The 16,778-nt window shown below is 28.6% G+C and carries 13 protein-coding genes; 8 read left to right on the top strand and 5 right to left on the bottom strand.

The window, feature by feature from the left end; all coding sequences use genetic code 11:
- Position 1: 1 nt before the first annotated feature.
- A complete protein-coding gene (locus I6E17_RS03290; RefSeq protein ID WP_176828708.1) occupies positions 2-247 on the top strand; it encodes a YdbC family protein in 246 nt (81 codons plus the stop codon).
- A gap of 55 nt (positions 248-302) precedes the next feature.
- Here I6E17_RS03290 and glyA read toward each other — a convergent pair whose 3' ends face one another.
- A complete protein-coding gene (glyA, locus tag I6E17_RS03285) occupies positions 303-1,553 on the bottom strand; it encodes a serine hydroxymethyltransferase (RefSeq protein WP_235235534.1) in 1,251 nt (416 codons plus the stop codon).
- A 166-nt stretch (positions 1,554-1,719) separates the two neighbouring features.
- Between glyA and I6E17_RS03280 the strand changes: the two genes are divergently transcribed.
- Entirely contained in the window at positions 1,720-2,433 is a 714-nt protein-coding gene (locus I6E17_RS03280; RefSeq protein ID WP_235235532.1) for an NAD-dependent protein deacylase, read from the top strand.
- Between the two features lie 71 nt (positions 2,434-2,504).
- On the opposite strand, the gene I6E17_RS03275 is transcribed toward I6E17_RS03280, so the two are convergent.
- Positions 2,505-3,626 carry an acyl-CoA dehydrogenase family protein gene (locus I6E17_RS03275; RefSeq protein ID WP_235235529.1) on the bottom strand — a complete coding sequence of 374 codons (1,122 nt, stop codon included), beginning with the start codon at positions 3,624-3,626 and terminating at the stop codon, positions 2,505-2,507.
- 211 nt (positions 3,627-3,837) lie between these two features.
- Between I6E17_RS03275 and I6E17_RS03270 the strand changes: the two genes are divergently transcribed.
- Entirely contained in the window at positions 3,838-5,136 is a 1,299-nt protein-coding gene (locus I6E17_RS03270; RefSeq protein WP_235235527.1) for a hypothetical protein, read from the top strand.
- A gap of 70 nt (positions 5,137-5,206) precedes the next feature.
- The gene (locus I6E17_RS03265) at positions 5,207-7,507 is read left to right on the top strand and encodes a patatin-like phospholipase family protein (protein WP_235235525.1); all 2,301 of its coding nucleotides are present in this window, start codon (positions 5,207-5,209) and stop codon (positions 7,505-7,507) included.
- A 454-nt stretch (positions 7,508-7,961) separates the two neighbouring features.
- On the opposite strand, the gene I6E17_RS03260 is transcribed toward I6E17_RS03265, so the two are convergent.
- Positions 7,962-10,667, bottom strand: a complete 2,706-nt coding sequence (locus tag I6E17_RS03260) for a DEAD/DEAH box helicase (protein ID WP_235235523.1) — start codon at positions 10,665-10,667, stop codon at positions 7,962-7,964.
- A gap of 15 nt (positions 10,668-10,682) precedes the next feature.
- On the bottom strand, positions 10,683-11,690 hold the full coding sequence (locus tag I6E17_RS03255; protein WP_176828772.1) for an aromatic acid exporter family protein: 1,008 nt from the start codon (positions 11,688-11,690) through the stop codon (positions 10,683-10,685).
- Between the two features lie 149 nt (positions 11,691-11,839).
- On the opposite strand from I6E17_RS03255, the gene I6E17_RS03250 reads away from it, so the two are divergent.
- From I6E17_RS03250 to I6E17_RS03240, 3 genes are all read left to right on the top strand, one after another.
- The gene (locus I6E17_RS03250) at positions 11,840-12,202 is read left to right on the top strand and encodes a DsrE family protein (RefSeq protein ID WP_176828715.1); all 363 of its coding nucleotides are present in this window, start codon (positions 11,840-11,842) and stop codon (positions 12,200-12,202) included.
- 204 nt (positions 12,203-12,406) lie between these two features.
- A complete protein-coding gene (locus tag I6E17_RS03245; RefSeq protein WP_235235521.1) occupies positions 12,407-13,111 on the top strand; it encodes a radical SAM protein in 705 nt (234 codons plus the stop codon).
- The gene (locus I6E17_RS03240; protein ID WP_419180972.1) at positions 13,111-13,818 is read left to right on the top strand and encodes a queuosine precursor transporter; all 708 of its coding nucleotides are present in this window, start codon (positions 13,111-13,113) and stop codon (positions 13,816-13,818) included. The genes I6E17_RS03245 and I6E17_RS03240 overlap by 1 nt, the downstream gene beginning before the upstream one ends.
- A 46-nt stretch (positions 13,819-13,864) precedes the next feature.
- Here the strand turns inward: I6E17_RS03240 and I6E17_RS03235 are convergent, their stop codons facing one another.
- Positions 13,865-14,488, bottom strand: a complete 624-nt coding sequence (locus I6E17_RS03235; protein WP_235235519.1) for a flavodoxin family protein — start codon at positions 14,486-14,488, stop codon at positions 13,865-13,867.
- Positions 14,489-14,744: 256 nt separating this feature from the next.
- On the opposite strand from I6E17_RS03235, the gene I6E17_RS03230 reads away from it, so the two are divergent.
- Positions 14,745-16,673, top strand: coding sequence for a tetratricopeptide repeat protein (locus tag I6E17_RS03230; RefSeq protein WP_235235517.1), 1,929 nt, complete (start codon positions 14,745-14,747; stop codon positions 16,671-16,673).
- Positions 16,674-16,778 lie beyond the last annotated feature (105 nt).

Genomic DNA, 16,778 nt, shown 5'->3' with positions numbered 1-16,778 from the left:
TATGGAAAAGAAAGAATTAAAATTTGAAATTTTAAATGAATTAGGAATTATATCAGAATCTAGTAAAGGTTGGAAAAAAGAACTAACTCGTATAAGCTGGAATGGAGAAGAACCAAAATATGATATTAGAACTTGGGATTCTGAGCATAAAAAAATGGGAAAAGGAATAACTCTTACTGAAAAAGAATTAAGAACTCTGAAATTATTAATAGATGAAGAAATTAGAATTTTAGACGAAGAAATTTAAAAAAACAAGGACTGCCATAGAATTTATAGCAGTCCTTAATTTTTCATGTATTCAATTATTCATATAAAGGAAATTTTAAGCAAAGTTCTTTTACTTTACCTTTAATTTCGCTAAGCTTTTCATCATTATTAATATTTTCTATTGTTTCAAGAATGAAGTTACCAATTTCTTCCATCTCTTTTTCTTTCATTCCTCTTGTAGTAACAGCAGGAGTTCCTATTCTTATTCCACTTGTCACCATAGGTTTTTCTGTATCATAAGGAATTCCATTTTTATTTACTGTAATTCCTGCTTTATCAAGTGCCTTTTCAACTTCTGCTCCTGTAAGTCCTTTTGAACTTTTTAAATCAATAAGAATCATATGATTATCAGTTCCTCCACTTACTAATCTAAGACCTCCTTTTTCAAGAGTCTCTGCAAGAGCTTTTGCATTTTTTACAATTTGATGTTGATATTCTTTAAATTCAGGAGAAAGTGCCTGCTTAAATGCTACAGCTTTTGCTGCTATTATATGCATTAAAGGTCCTCCTTGTATTCCTGGGAAAATAGCTTTATCAATTTTTTTGGCAATTTCTTCATCATTTGTCATAATAACTCCACCACGAGGCCCTCTCAATGTTTTATGAGTTGTAGTTGTTACAACATGAGCATAAGGAATTGGACTTGGATGTTCTCCAGCAGCGATAAGACCTACAATATGAGCCATATCAACCATTAAATATGCTCCTACTTTATCTGCTATTTCTCTGAATTTTTTAAAATCTATTATTCTTGGATAAGCACTTGCCCCTGCTATTATAAGTTTTGGTTTTACTTCCATAGCTATTTTTTCAACTTCATCATAATCAATTAATTCATTATCTTTTCTTACACTGTAAGAATATACTGTATAATCTTTTCCTGAGAAGTTTACATTTTTACCATGAGTAAGGTGTCCTCCATGATCAAGTCTCATTCCTAGCACAACATCTCCAATATTTAAAAGAGCCTTATATACTCCCATATTTGCTTGTGAACCTGAATGAGGCTGAACATTTACATATTTTACATTAAAGATTTCTTTTGCTCTTTCAATGGCAAGTTTTTCAACTATATCAACACATTCACAGCCTCCGTAATATCTTTTGTCAGGATATCCTTCAGCATACTTATTTGTCATAACGCTTCCAGCTGCCTCAAGTACTGATTTGGATACAAAATTTTCTGAAGCGATAAGTTCTATTCCCTCATTTTGTCTGGCTCTTTCTGCCTCTATTGCATTAAATACTTCTCTGTCATCTTGAAAAAGATTTTTTAAGTTTTCCATGTTATCCCCTCCTGAAAATTTTGTTAGTTTAATTTGGAATATACCTATTTTACATACCAAAATATATTATGTCAAATACAAAAAATATAGTATAATTTAATTGGAATAAAATTCAATTTATAAATTATACAGATGTATTTTCTTTAACAATAAAGGAGGCTTTATCATGGAAAATAATATAAAAAAACTGGCAGATATAATCAAAGAAAGTAATTATGTTGTTTTTTTTACAGGAGCTGGAGCTTCAACAGACTCTGGGCTTAAAGATTTCAGAGGAAGAAATGGTTTATATAATGAAAGAAATTATATGGGATATGAACCAGAAGAAATCTTAAGTCATGATTTCTTTTTTCAGCATAGAGATATATTTGACAAATACCTTGTAGAAAAACTATCTATAAATGATGTAAAACCAAATGCAGGACATAAAGCTCTGGCTGAACTTGAAAAAATGGGAAAAGTAAAAGCTGTTATCACACAAAATATAGATAATCTTCACCAAGATGGAGGAAGCAGAAAAGTTTTAGAACTTCATGGAACTCTTAAAAGATGGTATTGTCTAAATTGTGGAAAAACTTCTGACAAATCTTTTAAATGTGAATGCGGAGGAATTGTAAGACCAGATGTTACTCTTTACGGAGAAATGTTAAATGAAGAAGTTACAGAACAAGCTATAAAAGAAATTAAAAAAGCTGACACTTTAATAATTGTAGGAACAAGTCTTACTGTTTATCCTGCTGCATATTATTTAAATTATTTTACAGGAAAACACCTTATAATAATAAATGAAACTCCAACTTCTCAAGATGGAAGTGCAGAACTTGTAATAAGAACAGGATTCGCTGATACTATGACAGAAGTTATGAAACTTTTAAAATAATAATTTTTAATAATGGAGAAAAGGATCGGAAATTTCCGATCCTTTTCTTTTATGAATTATATGCTTTGGGCTTACTTAATATTAAGGTAGTTTGCAATAACTACTTTTTGAACTTCTGATGTACCTTCATAAATTTCTGTTACTTTTGCATCTCTCATCATTCTTTCAACAGGGAACTTCTTAGAATATCCATTTCCACCAAAAAGCTGAACAGCTTTTATAGTTACTTCCATAGCTATTTCAGAAGCAAAAAGTTTTGCCATTGATGCCATGTATCCATAATTTTCTCCAAGATCTTTCATGTTAGCAGCTCTGTATGTCATAAGTCTTGCTGCATCTATTTTAGTTTGAAGCTCTGCAATAAGAAATTGTGTATTTTGAAACTGTGCTATAGTTTTTCCAAGTTGTACTCTTCCTTTTACATATTTTATTGCTTCATCTAATGCACCTTGAGCAATTCCTACAGCTTGAGCAGCTACACCTATTCTTCCTCCGTTAAGAGCAGCCATAGCAATTTCAAAACCTTGTCCTTCTTCTCCAAGAAGATTTTCTTTTGGTACAACACAGTTCTCAAAAATAAGTTCAGATGTAGATGAACCTCTTACACCCATTTTTTCTTCCTTCTCTCCAAGAGAGAATCCTTTTGTTCCTTTTTCTATAATAAAAGCTGAAAGCTTATTGTTTTCAAAATCTGTTTTAGCAAAAACTACAAATATAGATGCTTCATGTGAATTTGTTATAAGAACTTTTTTACCGTTTATAATATAACTGTCAACTTCTTTTACTGCAGTTGTTTTTGTTCCTGCTTCTGATTCTGTCCAACCAAATGCCCCTATTTTTTCACCTTTTGCAAGAGGCATTAAATATTTCATTTTTTGCTCTTCATTTCCATATTCTGCAATAGGCCATGAACATAAAGAAGTATGAGCAGACATAATTACTCCTGTAGAAGCACATCCTTTTGAAAGCTCTTCAACTGCTGTTATATAACTTATATTGTCAAGTCCAAGTCCTCCATATTTTTTATCAAATGGAATACCCATAAGCCCTTTTTCAGTAAGAGCTTTTATTGATAATTTTGGAAATGATTCATTTCTATCATTTTCAGCTGCAAATGGAATTACATATTTTTCTGTAATTTCTCTTACCTCATTTTTAAAATTTTCTTGTTCTTTTGAAAGCATAAAATTCATAATAACCTCCTAAAAAATCTATTTTTTAAAATTTATTTATATTTCCCTTTTCTCTACAAACTAATTTTAGCATTATTTTTTAATAAAATAAAATTATATTATTTTATAATATAATAATTTTTTCTTATAAATAAAATTGCAGAATATATATATTTTTCTTACTGAGAAAAAAGTGTTATAATAAAATTACGAAATACACAAGGAGTTTCACATGGAAAATTATCTGAATTATCTTACTAAATATAATCCAAACATTGAAAAGATTTTTTCTAAAAGTCTTAAACATACTTTAAATGTTTTATATAAAGTTTCTCTTGAAAGAGATACAAAAGTTTATCTTGTAGGAGGTATTGTCCGTGATATCTTTCTCGGAAGAAACAGTGCTGATATTGATATAGTAATTGAAGGAAATTCTCAGGAATTTGCAAAATATATTCTTCCTGAAGTAGCTGTATCAAAGCATAGATATACAGAAAGATTTTTAACATATAATATTTTTACAAAGACAGGAACAAATATAGATATTGCTTCTTTTAGAAGTGAAGTATATGAATATCCAGGAGCTCTTCCAGTAGTAACTCCTGCTTCTATTGAAAAAGATTTTATACGAAGAGATTTTTCTATAAATGCAATGTATATTTCTTTTGATAAAAGAGCAGAGCTTTATGATCCTTTAAATGCTCTAAGTGATATAAAAAATAAAGTCATAAGAATTATTCACGATAAAAGCTTTGAAGATGATCCTACTAGAATTTTTCGTGCTGTTAAATTTGCAGCAAGATATAATTTTTCTTTTGAAGAAAATACAAAAAATCTTCTTCTTGAAGCAATGGAAAAAAATTATCTTTCTTCTATATCAAATTTAAGAATAAAAAATGAAATTTATATGCTTCTTTCAGAAAAAAATCTTATAGGTATTCTTACCCTTTTAAGAGATTATAAAATATTTTCATTTTTAGGAATACCAAACCCTTCTGATAAAGATATTGAAGATATAAATGATATTGTAAAAAAATATACTTTTAAAAAGATGAAAGAAGAACATAAGATTTCAAAAGGCAATTTTATACTTATGTATCTTATTAGAAATCTTTTACCTTCTGAGAAAAAAGAAGCTTTAAAAGTTTTTGAAATGAGCGAGAAAAATCTTTCTTCAATTATATTTGAAGAGGGAGAGGAAGAAAAAATTACTGAAAATTTAAAAGAGGCATATAAACCGTCACATATATATAGTGCTTTAAATAAAGTTTCTCCTTTCAAAATTTTATATCTACTTTATATTGTAAGAAAAAATAGGAAAAAAATAAAAAGCTATATCTTTGATTTAAATAATAAAAATGCTATAATATCAGGCAGTGATTTAATTGATGCAGGTTTTAAAAAAGATGTTTCTTTAAAAAAATATATAGAGAAATGTTTTTTTATTCAGCTTGATATGAAAAATCCTGTAAAAGAAAAAATATTATCAGAACTAGCAAAAGAACTTAATAAAAATGGGGAAATATTCTAAGAAAAAATAAATCCCCTATGTAAAACTTAAAAAATGAACAGAATTATATAATTTTATTCAGGAGGTGGAGATGAATAAAAAATCAGCTTGCTTTCTTGCTGCTGTACTTATATCTGTTCCGGTTTTTTCAAAATCTCCTATGCCTGTGTACAAAGAAGATGTTGAAATCTTAAAACTGGAAGAACAAATAAAAGCTCTTGAAGAGAGAGTAAGTGTTTTAAAAAACGAAAAGCAGAAAAGAATAAAAGAAAACCGTACAGAAAAAAAAGTTGCTCTTGTTTTAAGTGGTGGGGGAGCTAAAGGTTTTGCACATATAGGTGTTCTTCGTGAACTTGAAAAAAATAATATTAAAATAGATTGTATTGTTGGAAATAGTATAGGTGCTGTTATAGGTGCTCTCTATTCTGTAGGATATACTCCTGACGAAATAGAAGAAATCATGGAAGATTTAAGTCTCAGAGATTCTCTTAAGGATAACCCAAACAGAACAGATATTCCTTTGGAAAAAAGGCTTTCAAATGATCAATATGCTTTTTCTATAAAATATGATTCTAATTTTAATTTCTATCTTCCTAAAGGACTTAAGAACAGTCAAAAAGGATATTTATATCTTAAAAATCTGCTTTCAAAAGCAGAAGATATATCTGATTTTGATAAACTTCCTATTCCTTTAAGAGTAATTGCTACAAATCTTGATACAGGAAAGGCTGCTGTTTTTAAGAGTGGAGATCTTGCAAAAGTTGTTACAGCCAGTGCTGCAATCCCATCTATTTTTGATCCTGTAAAAATAGATGGAACATATTATATTGATGGAATGATTTCCAGAAACTTCCCTGTTGAAGATGCTATAGATATGGGAGCAAATATTATAATAGGTGTAAATGTAGGAGCTGACCTTAATAATCATACATCTTCAAACTATAATATTTTTACAACTGCTGAACAGCTTCTTGCTATTCAAAGTTCTTCAACTACAGATTTTCAGAAAAAACTTACAAGCATACTTATAGAACCTGATCTTTCTAACTATAAAAGTGTTGACTATGATGAAATATCAGAAATTGTAAAAATTGGAGAAAAAGCTGTTGTTGAAAAACTTCCTGAAATTACAAAGCTTCCTAAAAATAAAAAGCTTCATAAAGTACTTCCTGAAAGAGAAATTGTTTTTACCAATACTGTTATAAGTGGTATACAAGATTCAGATAGGACTGCTGTTGTAAAAAATATAGCTGCACAGTATGAAAATAAAAATATTACTTCTGAAGATTTAAATACTCTTTCACTAAAACTTTATGGACTTGATTTTATAAATAAAGTCTATTATAAAAATGAAGGAGATACTCTTTATCTTACATTGGAAGAAACTCCTTCAAATACTGTGGGAGTTGGATTCAATTATCAGAGTGATTACTACACTTCTATAAAACTTGCAACAGACCTTAATACAATAGGTAAGTTTGGAAACTATACAAATATCTATGTAAAAGGTGGAGATTATTTAGGGGCTGGAGTAAATAGTCTTTTCTACTATGGAGTTGAAAATAAATTCGGGCTTAACACAAGTCTTAATTATGACGAATCACCTCTTTTCCTTTATGATAAAAATAGAAAAGCTGCAAAACTAAAAAGTAAATCAATTAATTTTGAAGTAAGTGCTTTCACCCAATATTTAAATGAAATTCTTGTTTCATATGGTGCTTCTCTTAAATATGGAACTATAAAAAATGATATTGGAAATATAAATGAACAATTTCTAGATAGTCTTGAAACTGATAACTATGGACAAGGATTTTTAAAATTTATATGGGATAAAGCTGATTCTCCTTATTATGCAAAAAAAGGATTTAAAAACAGTCTTGATTACTTCTGGGGAGGAAGCATAGATAAGCAGTCATCAGACTTCTATGGAGTTACCTTCTCTTTTGAACATTTCTATCCTCTTACAAAAAAACTTACTATAGATTCTAGAATCTATGGTGGAAGTATGAATGGAACAAGCATTCCTTATGATGGATATATTAAACTTGGAGGATCTGTAAATAATTCTAAAAGAAGAGAATTTTCTTTCTATGGATATAATCCTCAGCAAAGATTCTTAAAAAATCTTTTTGCTGCAAAACTTGGACTTCAATATGAATTTATTCCTAATTTTTTCTTGAGTGGAGGAGTAAATATTGCAACTTATAATAATTTAAATCTTGAAGAGGGAGATGAATTTAATTCTCATTCTATGTGGGAAGATTATTACAGAGGAGCAGGACTTTCTGTAGGTTATCTTTCTCCTGTTGGGCCTGTGGAATTTTCTGTTTCACATAATGATGATTTTGATGACATTCTTTATCAATTTAGTATAGGATATACACTTGATTAATTACAAGAACTGCTGTGGCAGTTCTTTTTTTTATAAAATTTTTATTTTTTATTGACTTTATAAATTGAAAAGGTTAGTTTTTTAAATTTAAAAATAATTTAATATATTAATTATTTTATAGGACTTTTAAATAAAATGATAAAAAAACAGCTGTTTATATTTACAGCTGCTCTTCTCACAAAATCTATAAAAATTTTGTAATATTCGGATTGTGAGTTACCCAATAAAAGCATAATCCTAAAACTAATATTATTGCTGTTGTTATTTTAACCGTCAATATTTTATCTGCTCTTTTTGTATTTCTCATCTGCACCCCTTTATATGTAAAAAAATTTAATAACTATTTAAGATGCCTTCCCTGAAATTTATGTTTTCACATTATAGCACGGTTTTATCTGAATATCAACTTTTTTTATCTACTTTTTTGGTATTATACTTTCTTTGTTAAATTTTATTATATCTGAAGAAAAGCAAATATTTCTTCTCTTGTGTATTCTCTTTTTAATATTTTTCCTTTTTTCATATCTTCAAAATATGTCTTTAAAATCTTATTTCTATAAAGTCTCATTCTTTTATTATTTATTTTATCTTCAATACTTCTGTTTGTTATAAAATTAATTTCAACAGGTTTTTTCCTGTAAAGCTTTTTTGTTTTATCCACATAGAAAAATCTGTCCCAAGGAGGATCAAAATAGATAATAACATCATACTCTATATCTTGAAGCTCTTCATATCCTATATTATTTATAAAAAGGAAAAAATATTCTTTTTCATACTCTTCCTTATAAAATTTTGAATACATCTCTTCTTTAATTTTCTCAGAAACAGGAAGTGACATAAAGCTGCAGTTTTTATAAAATCTCTTATAATGTTTACACAATTTTCCTGCTGTATTTTTAAATGCACTGTATATAACAACTTTTCTTTTCTCTGCTGCACATGTTTTTAAAATATTGCTAAGAGCATTTATCTTTCCTTGATTATCTCCATATTTTTTATTTATAAGTGCAGGACTGCTGCATACCTGTCTTAATCTTTCAATAACAGTAAATATCTTTTTTCTATGTTGTTCAGGTCTTTCAAGAATTACAAGTCTTTTATTAAGTCTGTTAAGATATTTCATATAAATATTTTTTTGTTTGCTTCCATCTTTCATCTCAAAATAAAAATCTCTAATTTCCTTATTAGGAAGTTCATCTATAACTTCTTCCTTCGTTTTTCTTAAAATAAAAGGATTAACAAGCTTTGAAAGAAGAAAATCTCTATTTTCTCTTTTATTGCTGTCAGAAATATATTTCTCATAAAACTCTTCTTTTGTTCCAAGATATTTAGGATTTATAAGGCTAAATATATAAAACCATTCTGAATAAGCTTTTTCTTCAAATCTTCCTACAAAACATAAACTGCTTTCATATTTTAAAGTTCCAATAGCTTCACTGAATTCATCTCTTATTATTTTTGGAACATAAAGAGGATTATCAAATATAATCATTTCAAAATCAATATATTCAAAACGAGCACATTCAGTAAATAAATCTTCATAAGAAATAACTATAATATCATCTGTCTTTACTTTTTCAAAAGCCTTTATTTTTTCCTCTGTATCTCCAGATATTATTTTCACTTTTTTTCCTAAAGATTCTTCTGTCAGTCTATTTTTCCAATACAGTAATTTGTAAGGAGGCACTGCAATAATAACTCTTTTTAAAGGAGCTAATCTTGCTCTTAAGATAGCTGCTGTTTGTCTTACTTCTCCCAATCCAATATCATATGGTACAACTTTTTTATATTCTCTTTCCTTTAGTTCTTCACAAATTATTACTTTATATTTTTCTTTTAAATTTTTAAAACCATCTTCCATAAAATTATAAATAAGGTCGTCTTTATCTGGAAGAATAAATTTTCCATTTACTTTTTTGAAACCACATTTTTTTATAAAACTTTCAAATTTTGAAAATATTTCTTTTTCTTTTTTTGTATTTTTTAGCATAAGATGGTCTTTAATTTCTTCAGCTGTTTTTCCATCATAAATATATTGTGGAATAATGGTTATATCTTTATTTGAAGTTTCATTTATAAAAAGCCGTAAAGATACAAGAGACGGAGAAAAAATTTCCGTTTTTATACTTTTATCAAATTTTATTTCACCGATACTTCTTATATTATTTAAAATCTCCCTTATGAGAGGAGATCCCTTTCTTATTTTATAAGTTCCTTCTCTTTTTTCAGCCTCTTTCACAGCTTTTATTTTTTTTATTTCTTCTTTTTTTATATTTTTAATACTAACTTTTCCCTTTTCCCTTAAAAGTAAGTATTCTTCATTTAATATATCTGCTTGTGAAAAATTATTAAATTCTAAAATATAATAGTCTAGATTCTCCTTGACTTTTATTTCAAAATTTATTTCAATATTAGAATTATAGTTCTTTCCAAGAGCCTCTGCATACTTTACTCCCTTTTCAATAAAAAATTCAGGAATAATAAATTCATTGTTATAAAAGTCAATACTCATTGCTTTAGCTGAGTTTTCAATGAACTTTATAAATTTTAAAAAATCGGAAGATGTATCATCAAAATCTAAGTCATCTTCAATATAATTTTTTCTTATTTCATCTATTTCTGATGAAACTACAGTATCAAAATTAATTTTCCTTCTTTCCATTGATACTTTATTGTAAATTTCAAAATCTGAAAAAGCCAATTTTTCTTTTTCTCCATCATATTCAGATGCTGTTTTTACATTAAATTTCAAAGAAAGACTTTTCTTTTTATCTTGAAATATATTATCATCTATAAAAGCAACTGAAAAATTTTCATCTCTTATAGCATTTCTTTCTCTTTCAGCTTTGCTTATACTTTGAACAAGTGCAGCTAAATGCTCACATGGAGCTGATACCTCTTCTAAATGCTGACAGGTGCATTTCCATGAAATTAATTCAGCCTTTTTATTTTCTTCTAATATCCATGAAACTGATGTTGAATATATTCTCTCTTCATTTAAAATACTTCCCTTTAGAATATAATACATTTCATCTTCTTCATTTTTTAAATCTTCTTCATTTTCTATAAGATTTCCATTTTCAGAAATATATTTTCCTTTCTCCCAAATTTCTTTGTCAGTAATATTTTTAAGTAGTGCTTCCAATTTGTATACAGGCATATTTCCTCCAAATATTTATTTTTCTGTTACAGATTTTTCTATATATACTTTTTTCTCTCCTTTTAGAGTATATCTCTTTAAAAATTCCTCTTTTATTTCCAGAAACTCTTCCACATCATTTAAAAACTGATAAAGTACAGCTCTGTTTTCAAATTCTCCTCTAGTTTGAGGAAGGGGCATATTTCTAAATGTTTCTTTTACAGTCTCTAAATCTTTAAGAGCCTTTTTATAAATTAAATCCACCCCTATTGAATCTGAAACTTCACTTGTAAAATCAGCTATTATGTAAGTGTGCTCACTGCTAAGATAAAATCTGTAAAAATGTCTTCTCATTCTCACAAGAACTTTATATTGTTCTCTCTTCATATTGAAAAGTTCTATCTGATATCTTGAAGCATAGAAAAAAGCATTATTATAATCATTAAATGCCAAATCTCTTCCTATATTAAGCTGTCTTTTAAGTTCTTTAAAAGTTTCATCTTCATCAATGAAAATAGCTCCTGTAATAAGTTCATCTCCCATGTAATTTAAAAGTTTTTTCATAAGTCTGTTTACTTCCTGATGAGTATTCTCTAACTTCTGAGTTACATCAGGCATATAAAGATTAAGAACCACAGCAGTAGCTGCCCCAAGAACAAGAATTTCAACCTCATTTAAAAGAATTGAAAAAGACAGCTGCTTTTCTGCTAGAATATGAGTTGCAAGAACTACTGTTGCCAAAAATCCTTGAAACAGATTAAATTTTAAGCACACAGGCATAAAGACAAGAACAAAAGCTCCAAATACTAAAGGGCTGTAACCAAAAAAGTAAAAAAATACTGCTGCTATAAAAAGCCCTACAAGAGAAGCAAAAAATCTTTCTACGGCTATTTTTACAGATTCTTTTTTGGTTGCTTGTATACTTATTATCGCAACAATTCCTGCTGTAACCCCGTATTTTATACCTAAAACCTGTGCAGCATAGATTGCAAAAAAAGTTCCGAAAGCCGTCTTTATAACTCTATGGTCAAAATAACTAAGCATTTCAAAAAACACCTCCTAAAATTTATTTGATATTGTCTCTTACTTAATATTATAAGGTATTTTCAGTATTTTTCAATATAATTATAATAAAGTTGAAATAATCAGATTTTTTGTGGTAAAATAATTTATATTACAAAGGAGGGGATTCTATGAATAAAATAGTAAATATCCTGTTACATATTGATGAAGAAGAAAAATGGGCAATGACTTGCAAGAATGCAGAGAATCTTTTAAAAATGGGAGAAATTGGTAACTATACTGTAAACATAGAAATAGTTGCAAATGGTACTGCTGTTAAAAGTCTTGCTGCAGGAAGCATAAATATTTTAAGAGTCAAAGAAGCTCTTGAAGCTCTGAGCAACAAAGGTGTGTATATTTACTGCTGTTCAAATTCATTAACTGCACTTAGTATAGATCCTTCACTTGTGTTCTCATTTGTGAAAACTGTTCCTTCAGGAATTTTCCACATTGCTTTAAGACACAATGACGGTTTTGCATATATCAAGCCGTAAAAAAATATTGACTTTTTTATAAATTCACTGTATACTTATCCAGTATGTGAATAAAAAATCCTGATTTTATCAGGTAGATGTTCTACACAGATTAACCATCTATAAAAAACTAGGCTAAAATTTAAAATAATTTAAATTGTTTTATTTGAGGCAGAGTTTTTCTGCCTCTTTTTATTTTGCACAAAAAGGAGATATGTAAACTTTATGGGAATAAGATACAATAAAATCACTGAAAAACATCAGCGTGAAATAGTTCTTTTAAAAAGTTTTCCATGCAAATATGGAAAATGCAGTTTCTGTAATTATATAGAAGATAACTCTTTAAATGAAAAAGAAATAGATTCTGTAAATTTTGAAGTTTTAAAAGAAATTACTGGAGAATATGGAGTTCTTGAAGTTATAAATTCAGGTTCTGTGTTTGAGCTTACTTCAGGTACTCTGGCTGAAATAAAAAAAATTGTAAAAGAAAAAAATATAAAAACTCTTTATTTTGAAATTTATTATGGATATATAAAGAGACTTGATGAAATAAGAAAATATTTTGAAGGGACTGAAATAAGATTCAGAATGGGAATGGAAACATTTGATGATGATTTCAGAATAAATGTATATAATAAAAACTTTCGTACTGATGAAGAAACTCTTAAGCTTATGAGTAAAGAACTTTATTCTGTATGTCTTCTTGTATGTACACAAGGACAGACAAAAGAAATGATTGAAAAAGATATTGAAAAAGGGCTTAAATACTTTAAAAATATAACTATAAATATTTTTATAGACAATGGTACAAAAGTAAAAAGGGATGGAGACCTTGTAAAATGGTTTGTAAATAAATATTCATATCTTATGAATGATGATAGGGTTGAACTTTTAATAGATAATAAAGATTTAGGAGTGTTTGAACAATGATGATGAAAAATGAGATTTTATGGTTTTGTATGCTTATAGCAAACTTTTTATTTATACTTTTTGCATATAAAAAGTTTGGAAAAATAGGACTTTATACATGGATTCCTATTTCCACTATTCTTGCAAATATTCAGGTAGTTCTTCTTGTAGACCTTTTTGGATTTGGAACTACCCTTGGAAATATTCTTTATGCTGGAGGATTTCTTGTTACTGATATTCTTGCTGAAAACTATGGTAAAAAGCATGCTCAGAAAGCTGTCTACCTTGGGTTTTTCTCTCTTATAGTCATGACTGCAATAATGCAGATTGCTGTATCTTTTATTCCATCAAACATAGAAGAAGGAATTGTTATGTTTGAAGGTGTTAAAAGAATATTTGACTTTATGCCAAGACTTGTAGTTGCTTCTCTTATTTCATATCTTGTGTCACAGTCACATGACATATGGGCTTATGAATTTTGGAGAAAAAAATATTCAGCTCCTAAACATATATGGATTAGAAATAATGCAAGTACAATGATAAGTCAGCTTATAGATAATTCTCTTTTCACACTTATAGCTTTCTGGGGAGTTTATCCTAAAGAAGTTCTTGTTGAAATATTCCTTACTACATATATTATGAAGTTTATAGTAGCTGTATGTGATACACCTTTTGTATATGCAGCTCACTTCCTTAAAAAGAAAAATCTTATTGAAGAAACTGATTAATAGAAATGTCCATTTTCCTTGTATCCCAAAGAAAATGGACATTTTTTTATTTTATAAAATTAGTTCTTACTGTTGTTATATTTTCTGGTGCATTTATTCCGTTTTTCTTTCCAAACTCAATACATTTTAAAAGCCATGCCATATTTTTTCCAAGATTTTTCATTGTCTGCATTCCTTCTTCATCTTTTAATACTTCTTCAGGAGTATTTCCATGAACCATATTCCAATATGATGAAGATACTACAGGCATTTGACAAATTCCAAGATATTTATTTAAAACATCATAAGAAGCTGTAGTTCCTCCTCTTCTCGCTGAAGTTATACAAGCAGCAGGCTTATGAGTAAATATTTTTTTACCTGCTACAAAGGCTCTATCAAGGAAAGATATAATTCTACCACTTGGATGAGCAAAATAAACAGGGCTTCCAAAAATATATCCATCTGCTTCACGAGCCTTTTTCAAGAATTCATTTACTGCATCATCATTAAATACACAAGCACCATCTAAATTTTTACAACCTCCACAACCTATGCAATCTCTTAAAGGTTCTCCTCCAATATTAAATATTTCCCACTCTATTCCTTCCTTTTCCAAAACTTTTCCTATTTCAGAAAGAGCTGTAAAAGTGCAACATTGACGAGAACTTCCATTTACCATTAAAACCTTCATTTCTATTCCTCCTAAACTTTTATTAATTATAAATTATTTATCTTCAATTAAATAGTATTTTAAAAATATTTCTTGCTATTTTTATACATAAATTTTGTTTCTATATTAATATATTAAAATTATATCATATTTTTTTATCTTTTTTCATTTTACTTTTTTCTCTATTTTTTAATATATAGTTATATTTTTAAAAATATTGACAATTCTTTTTTTTAGTGTAATATTATAGTGTGACTTTCTTTTAAAGGAGGAATAAATGGAAGACGAATTATTTATGAGGGAAAAAATAGATACCCTTTTTGATAATAAAGAATTTGAAGAAGGTGTAAAAATTCTTAAAGAACTTGAAAGTATGGGAGATGACAGCTCATGGATTCTATGTAATATAGGATGGGGGCTTGGAAGACTTGCTAAGCACGAAGAGGCTCTTGAATATTTAAGAAGGGTTGAAGCAAGAGAAGAAGATGATGAAGAGGGATGGCTTTATTCTGAAATCGGATGGAACCTTGGACTTCTTGGAAAACCAAAAGAAGCTATTTTCTATCTTAAAACTGCAAAAGCTGGAGGAAGAAACGATATTTGGATTAATTCTGAAATCGGATGGAACCTTGGAAAACTTGAAAAATATGAAGAGGCTATTTTCTTCTTAAAGCAAGCTGAAGCCATGGGAAGAGATGATTATTGGATTAGCTGTGAACTTGGATGGGACTTAGAAAATACTGAAAAGTATCATGAAGCCCTTAAATATTTCAATGTTGCAAAAGCCCTTAAAGGTGGAGACATCTGGCTTGATTCTCAAATAGCATGGGTATATGGAAAAATTGAAAAACATACTGAAGCTCTTGAACTTCTTAGAGATTTAAAATCAAGAGGAAGAGATGATGCTTGGCTTAATTCTCAGATAGCATGGAACTATGGAAAACTTGGAAATCATGAAAAGGCTTTAAAAATTCTTTTAAGTGTCTATGAAAGTGGAAGAAATGATATTTGGATTAACAATGAAATAGCATGGAACTATGGAAGAAATGGAGAACATGAAAAAGCCATAAACTATCTTAAGCAATCTGAAAGCATGGGAGCAGACGACAGCTGGGTAAAAACAGAAATGGGATGGAACTTAGGAAGAGCTGAAAAATATGAAGAAGCTATTAAATATCTTGAAGAAGCTTTTAAATTAAAAGAAAATGACAGCTGGATTCTTACTGAAATTGGATGGAATCTTGGAAAACTTAAAAAGCATGAAGAAGCTATTGAAATTCTTATTAAATCTGCAACTATGGAAAATGGTTCTGATGACGAATGGGTTAACAATGAAATTGGTTGGAACTATGAACAATTAGATAAATATGATGAGGCTCTTAAATATTTTGAAAAATCTATGACTCTTGCAGAACCTACTTCATGGGTTTATTCTCAGATAGGTTATTGTTATGGACATCATAGCAAGCCTGATTTTGAAAAAGCCATTGAAATACTTCTTAAAGCTAAAAAAATGGGAAGAAATGATTCATGGATTAATGGAGAAATTGGATGGAACTATGGAAGATTAAAAAAATATAAAGAAGCTGTAAAATATCTTCTGATTGCTGCTAAAATAGATGGAGACAATGTTTCTGTATGGCTTAACAGAGAAATCGGATGGAACTATGGAAGAATGAATAAGCCAAAAAATGCCCTTAAATATCTTTTAGCTGCTGAAAAGCTTGAACCATCTGATGACTGGCTGGTTACTGAAATTGGTTGGAACTATAATAAACTTGATAAATATAAAAAAGCTCTTGAATATCTTTTTAAAGCAATAAAACTTGGAAGAAATGATGACTGGATTTACTCTGAGATAGGGTGGACATATGGTTCTTTAAATGACTTTGACAAAGCCCTTGAATATCTTTTCATTGCTGAAAGACTTGGAAGAAAAGACGAGTGGATTTATTCTGAAATAGCATGGAGTTACAAAGGAAAAGAAGACTATAAAAAGGCTCTTAAATATTTTCTAAAATCTGAAGAACTTGGAAAAGATTCAAGTTGGTTTTATGAAAATACTGCCGAATGCTATGAAGCTTTAAAAAATTATGAAAAAGCTTTAGAGTATTATGAAAAAGCTCTTAATGTTGAAGAGGAAAGTACTGAACTTGAAGAAAAAATAAAATCAGTTAAAAAGCTAATAAAAGGAAAAAAGAAATAGAAAAAACGGAGAATTAAATCTCCGTTTCTTTTTTACTCTCTGTCTTTTTTATTAAATAATCGGCAGCCCTTAGTACTAGCCCTCCTGCATATACAGGGAAAAGAA

The organism is Fusobacterium perfoetens (genome assembly GCF_021531595.1).
In the GTDB taxonomy this organism is placed as follows: domain Bacteria; phylum Fusobacteriota; class Fusobacteriia; order Fusobacteriales; family Fusobacteriaceae; genus Fusobacterium_B.
Note: the sequence above shows the minus strand (reverse complement) of the source record. Positions and strands in the feature narration are given on the sequence as shown.

Excerpts from the sequence above, each read along its gene's own strand:
- I6E17_RS03290 (WP_176828708.1), top strand. The coding sequence starts at position 2 with ATGGAAAAGAAAGAATTAAAATTTGAAATTTTAAATGAATTAGGAATT.
- glyA (WP_235235534.1), bottom strand. The coding sequence starts at position 1,553 with ATGGAAAACTTAAAAAATCTTTTTCAAGATGACAGAGAAGTATTTAAT.
- I6E17_RS03280 (WP_235235532.1), top strand. The coding sequence starts at position 1,720 with ATGGAAAATAATATAAAAAAACTGGCAGATATAATCAAAGAAAGTAAT.
- I6E17_RS03275 (WP_235235529.1), bottom strand. The coding sequence starts at position 3,626 with ATGAATTTTATGCTTTCAAAAGAACAAGAAAATTTTAAAAATGAGGTA.
- I6E17_RS03270 (WP_235235527.1), top strand. The coding sequence starts at position 3,838 with ATGGAAAATTATCTGAATTATCTTACTAAATATAATCCAAACATTGAA.
- I6E17_RS03265 (WP_235235525.1), top strand. The coding sequence starts at position 5,207 with ATGAATAAAAAATCAGCTTGCTTTCTTGCTGCTGTACTTATATCTGTT.
- I6E17_RS03260 (WP_235235523.1), bottom strand. The coding sequence starts at position 10,667 with ATGCCTGTATACAAATTGGAAGCACTACTTAAAAATATTACTGACAAA.
- I6E17_RS03255 (WP_176828772.1), bottom strand. The coding sequence starts at position 11,690 with ATGCTTAGTTATTTTGACCATAGAGTTATAAAGACGGCTTTCGGAACT.
- I6E17_RS03250 (WP_176828715.1), top strand. The coding sequence starts at position 11,840 with ATGAATAAAATAGTAAATATCCTGTTACATATTGATGAAGAAGAAAAA.
- I6E17_RS03245 (WP_235235521.1), top strand. The coding sequence starts at position 12,407 with ATGGGAATAAGATACAATAAAATCACTGAAAAACATCAGCGTGAAATA.
- I6E17_RS03240 (WP_419180972.1), top strand. The coding sequence starts at position 13,111 with ATGATGAAAAATGAGATTTTATGGTTTTGTATGCTTATAGCAAACTTT.
- I6E17_RS03235 (WP_235235519.1), bottom strand. The coding sequence starts at position 14,488 with ATGAAGGTTTTAATGGTAAATGGAAGTTCTCGTCAATGTTGCACTTTT.
- I6E17_RS03230 (WP_235235517.1), top strand. The coding sequence starts at position 14,745 with ATGGAAGACGAATTATTTATGAGGGAAAAAATAGATACCCTTTTTGAT.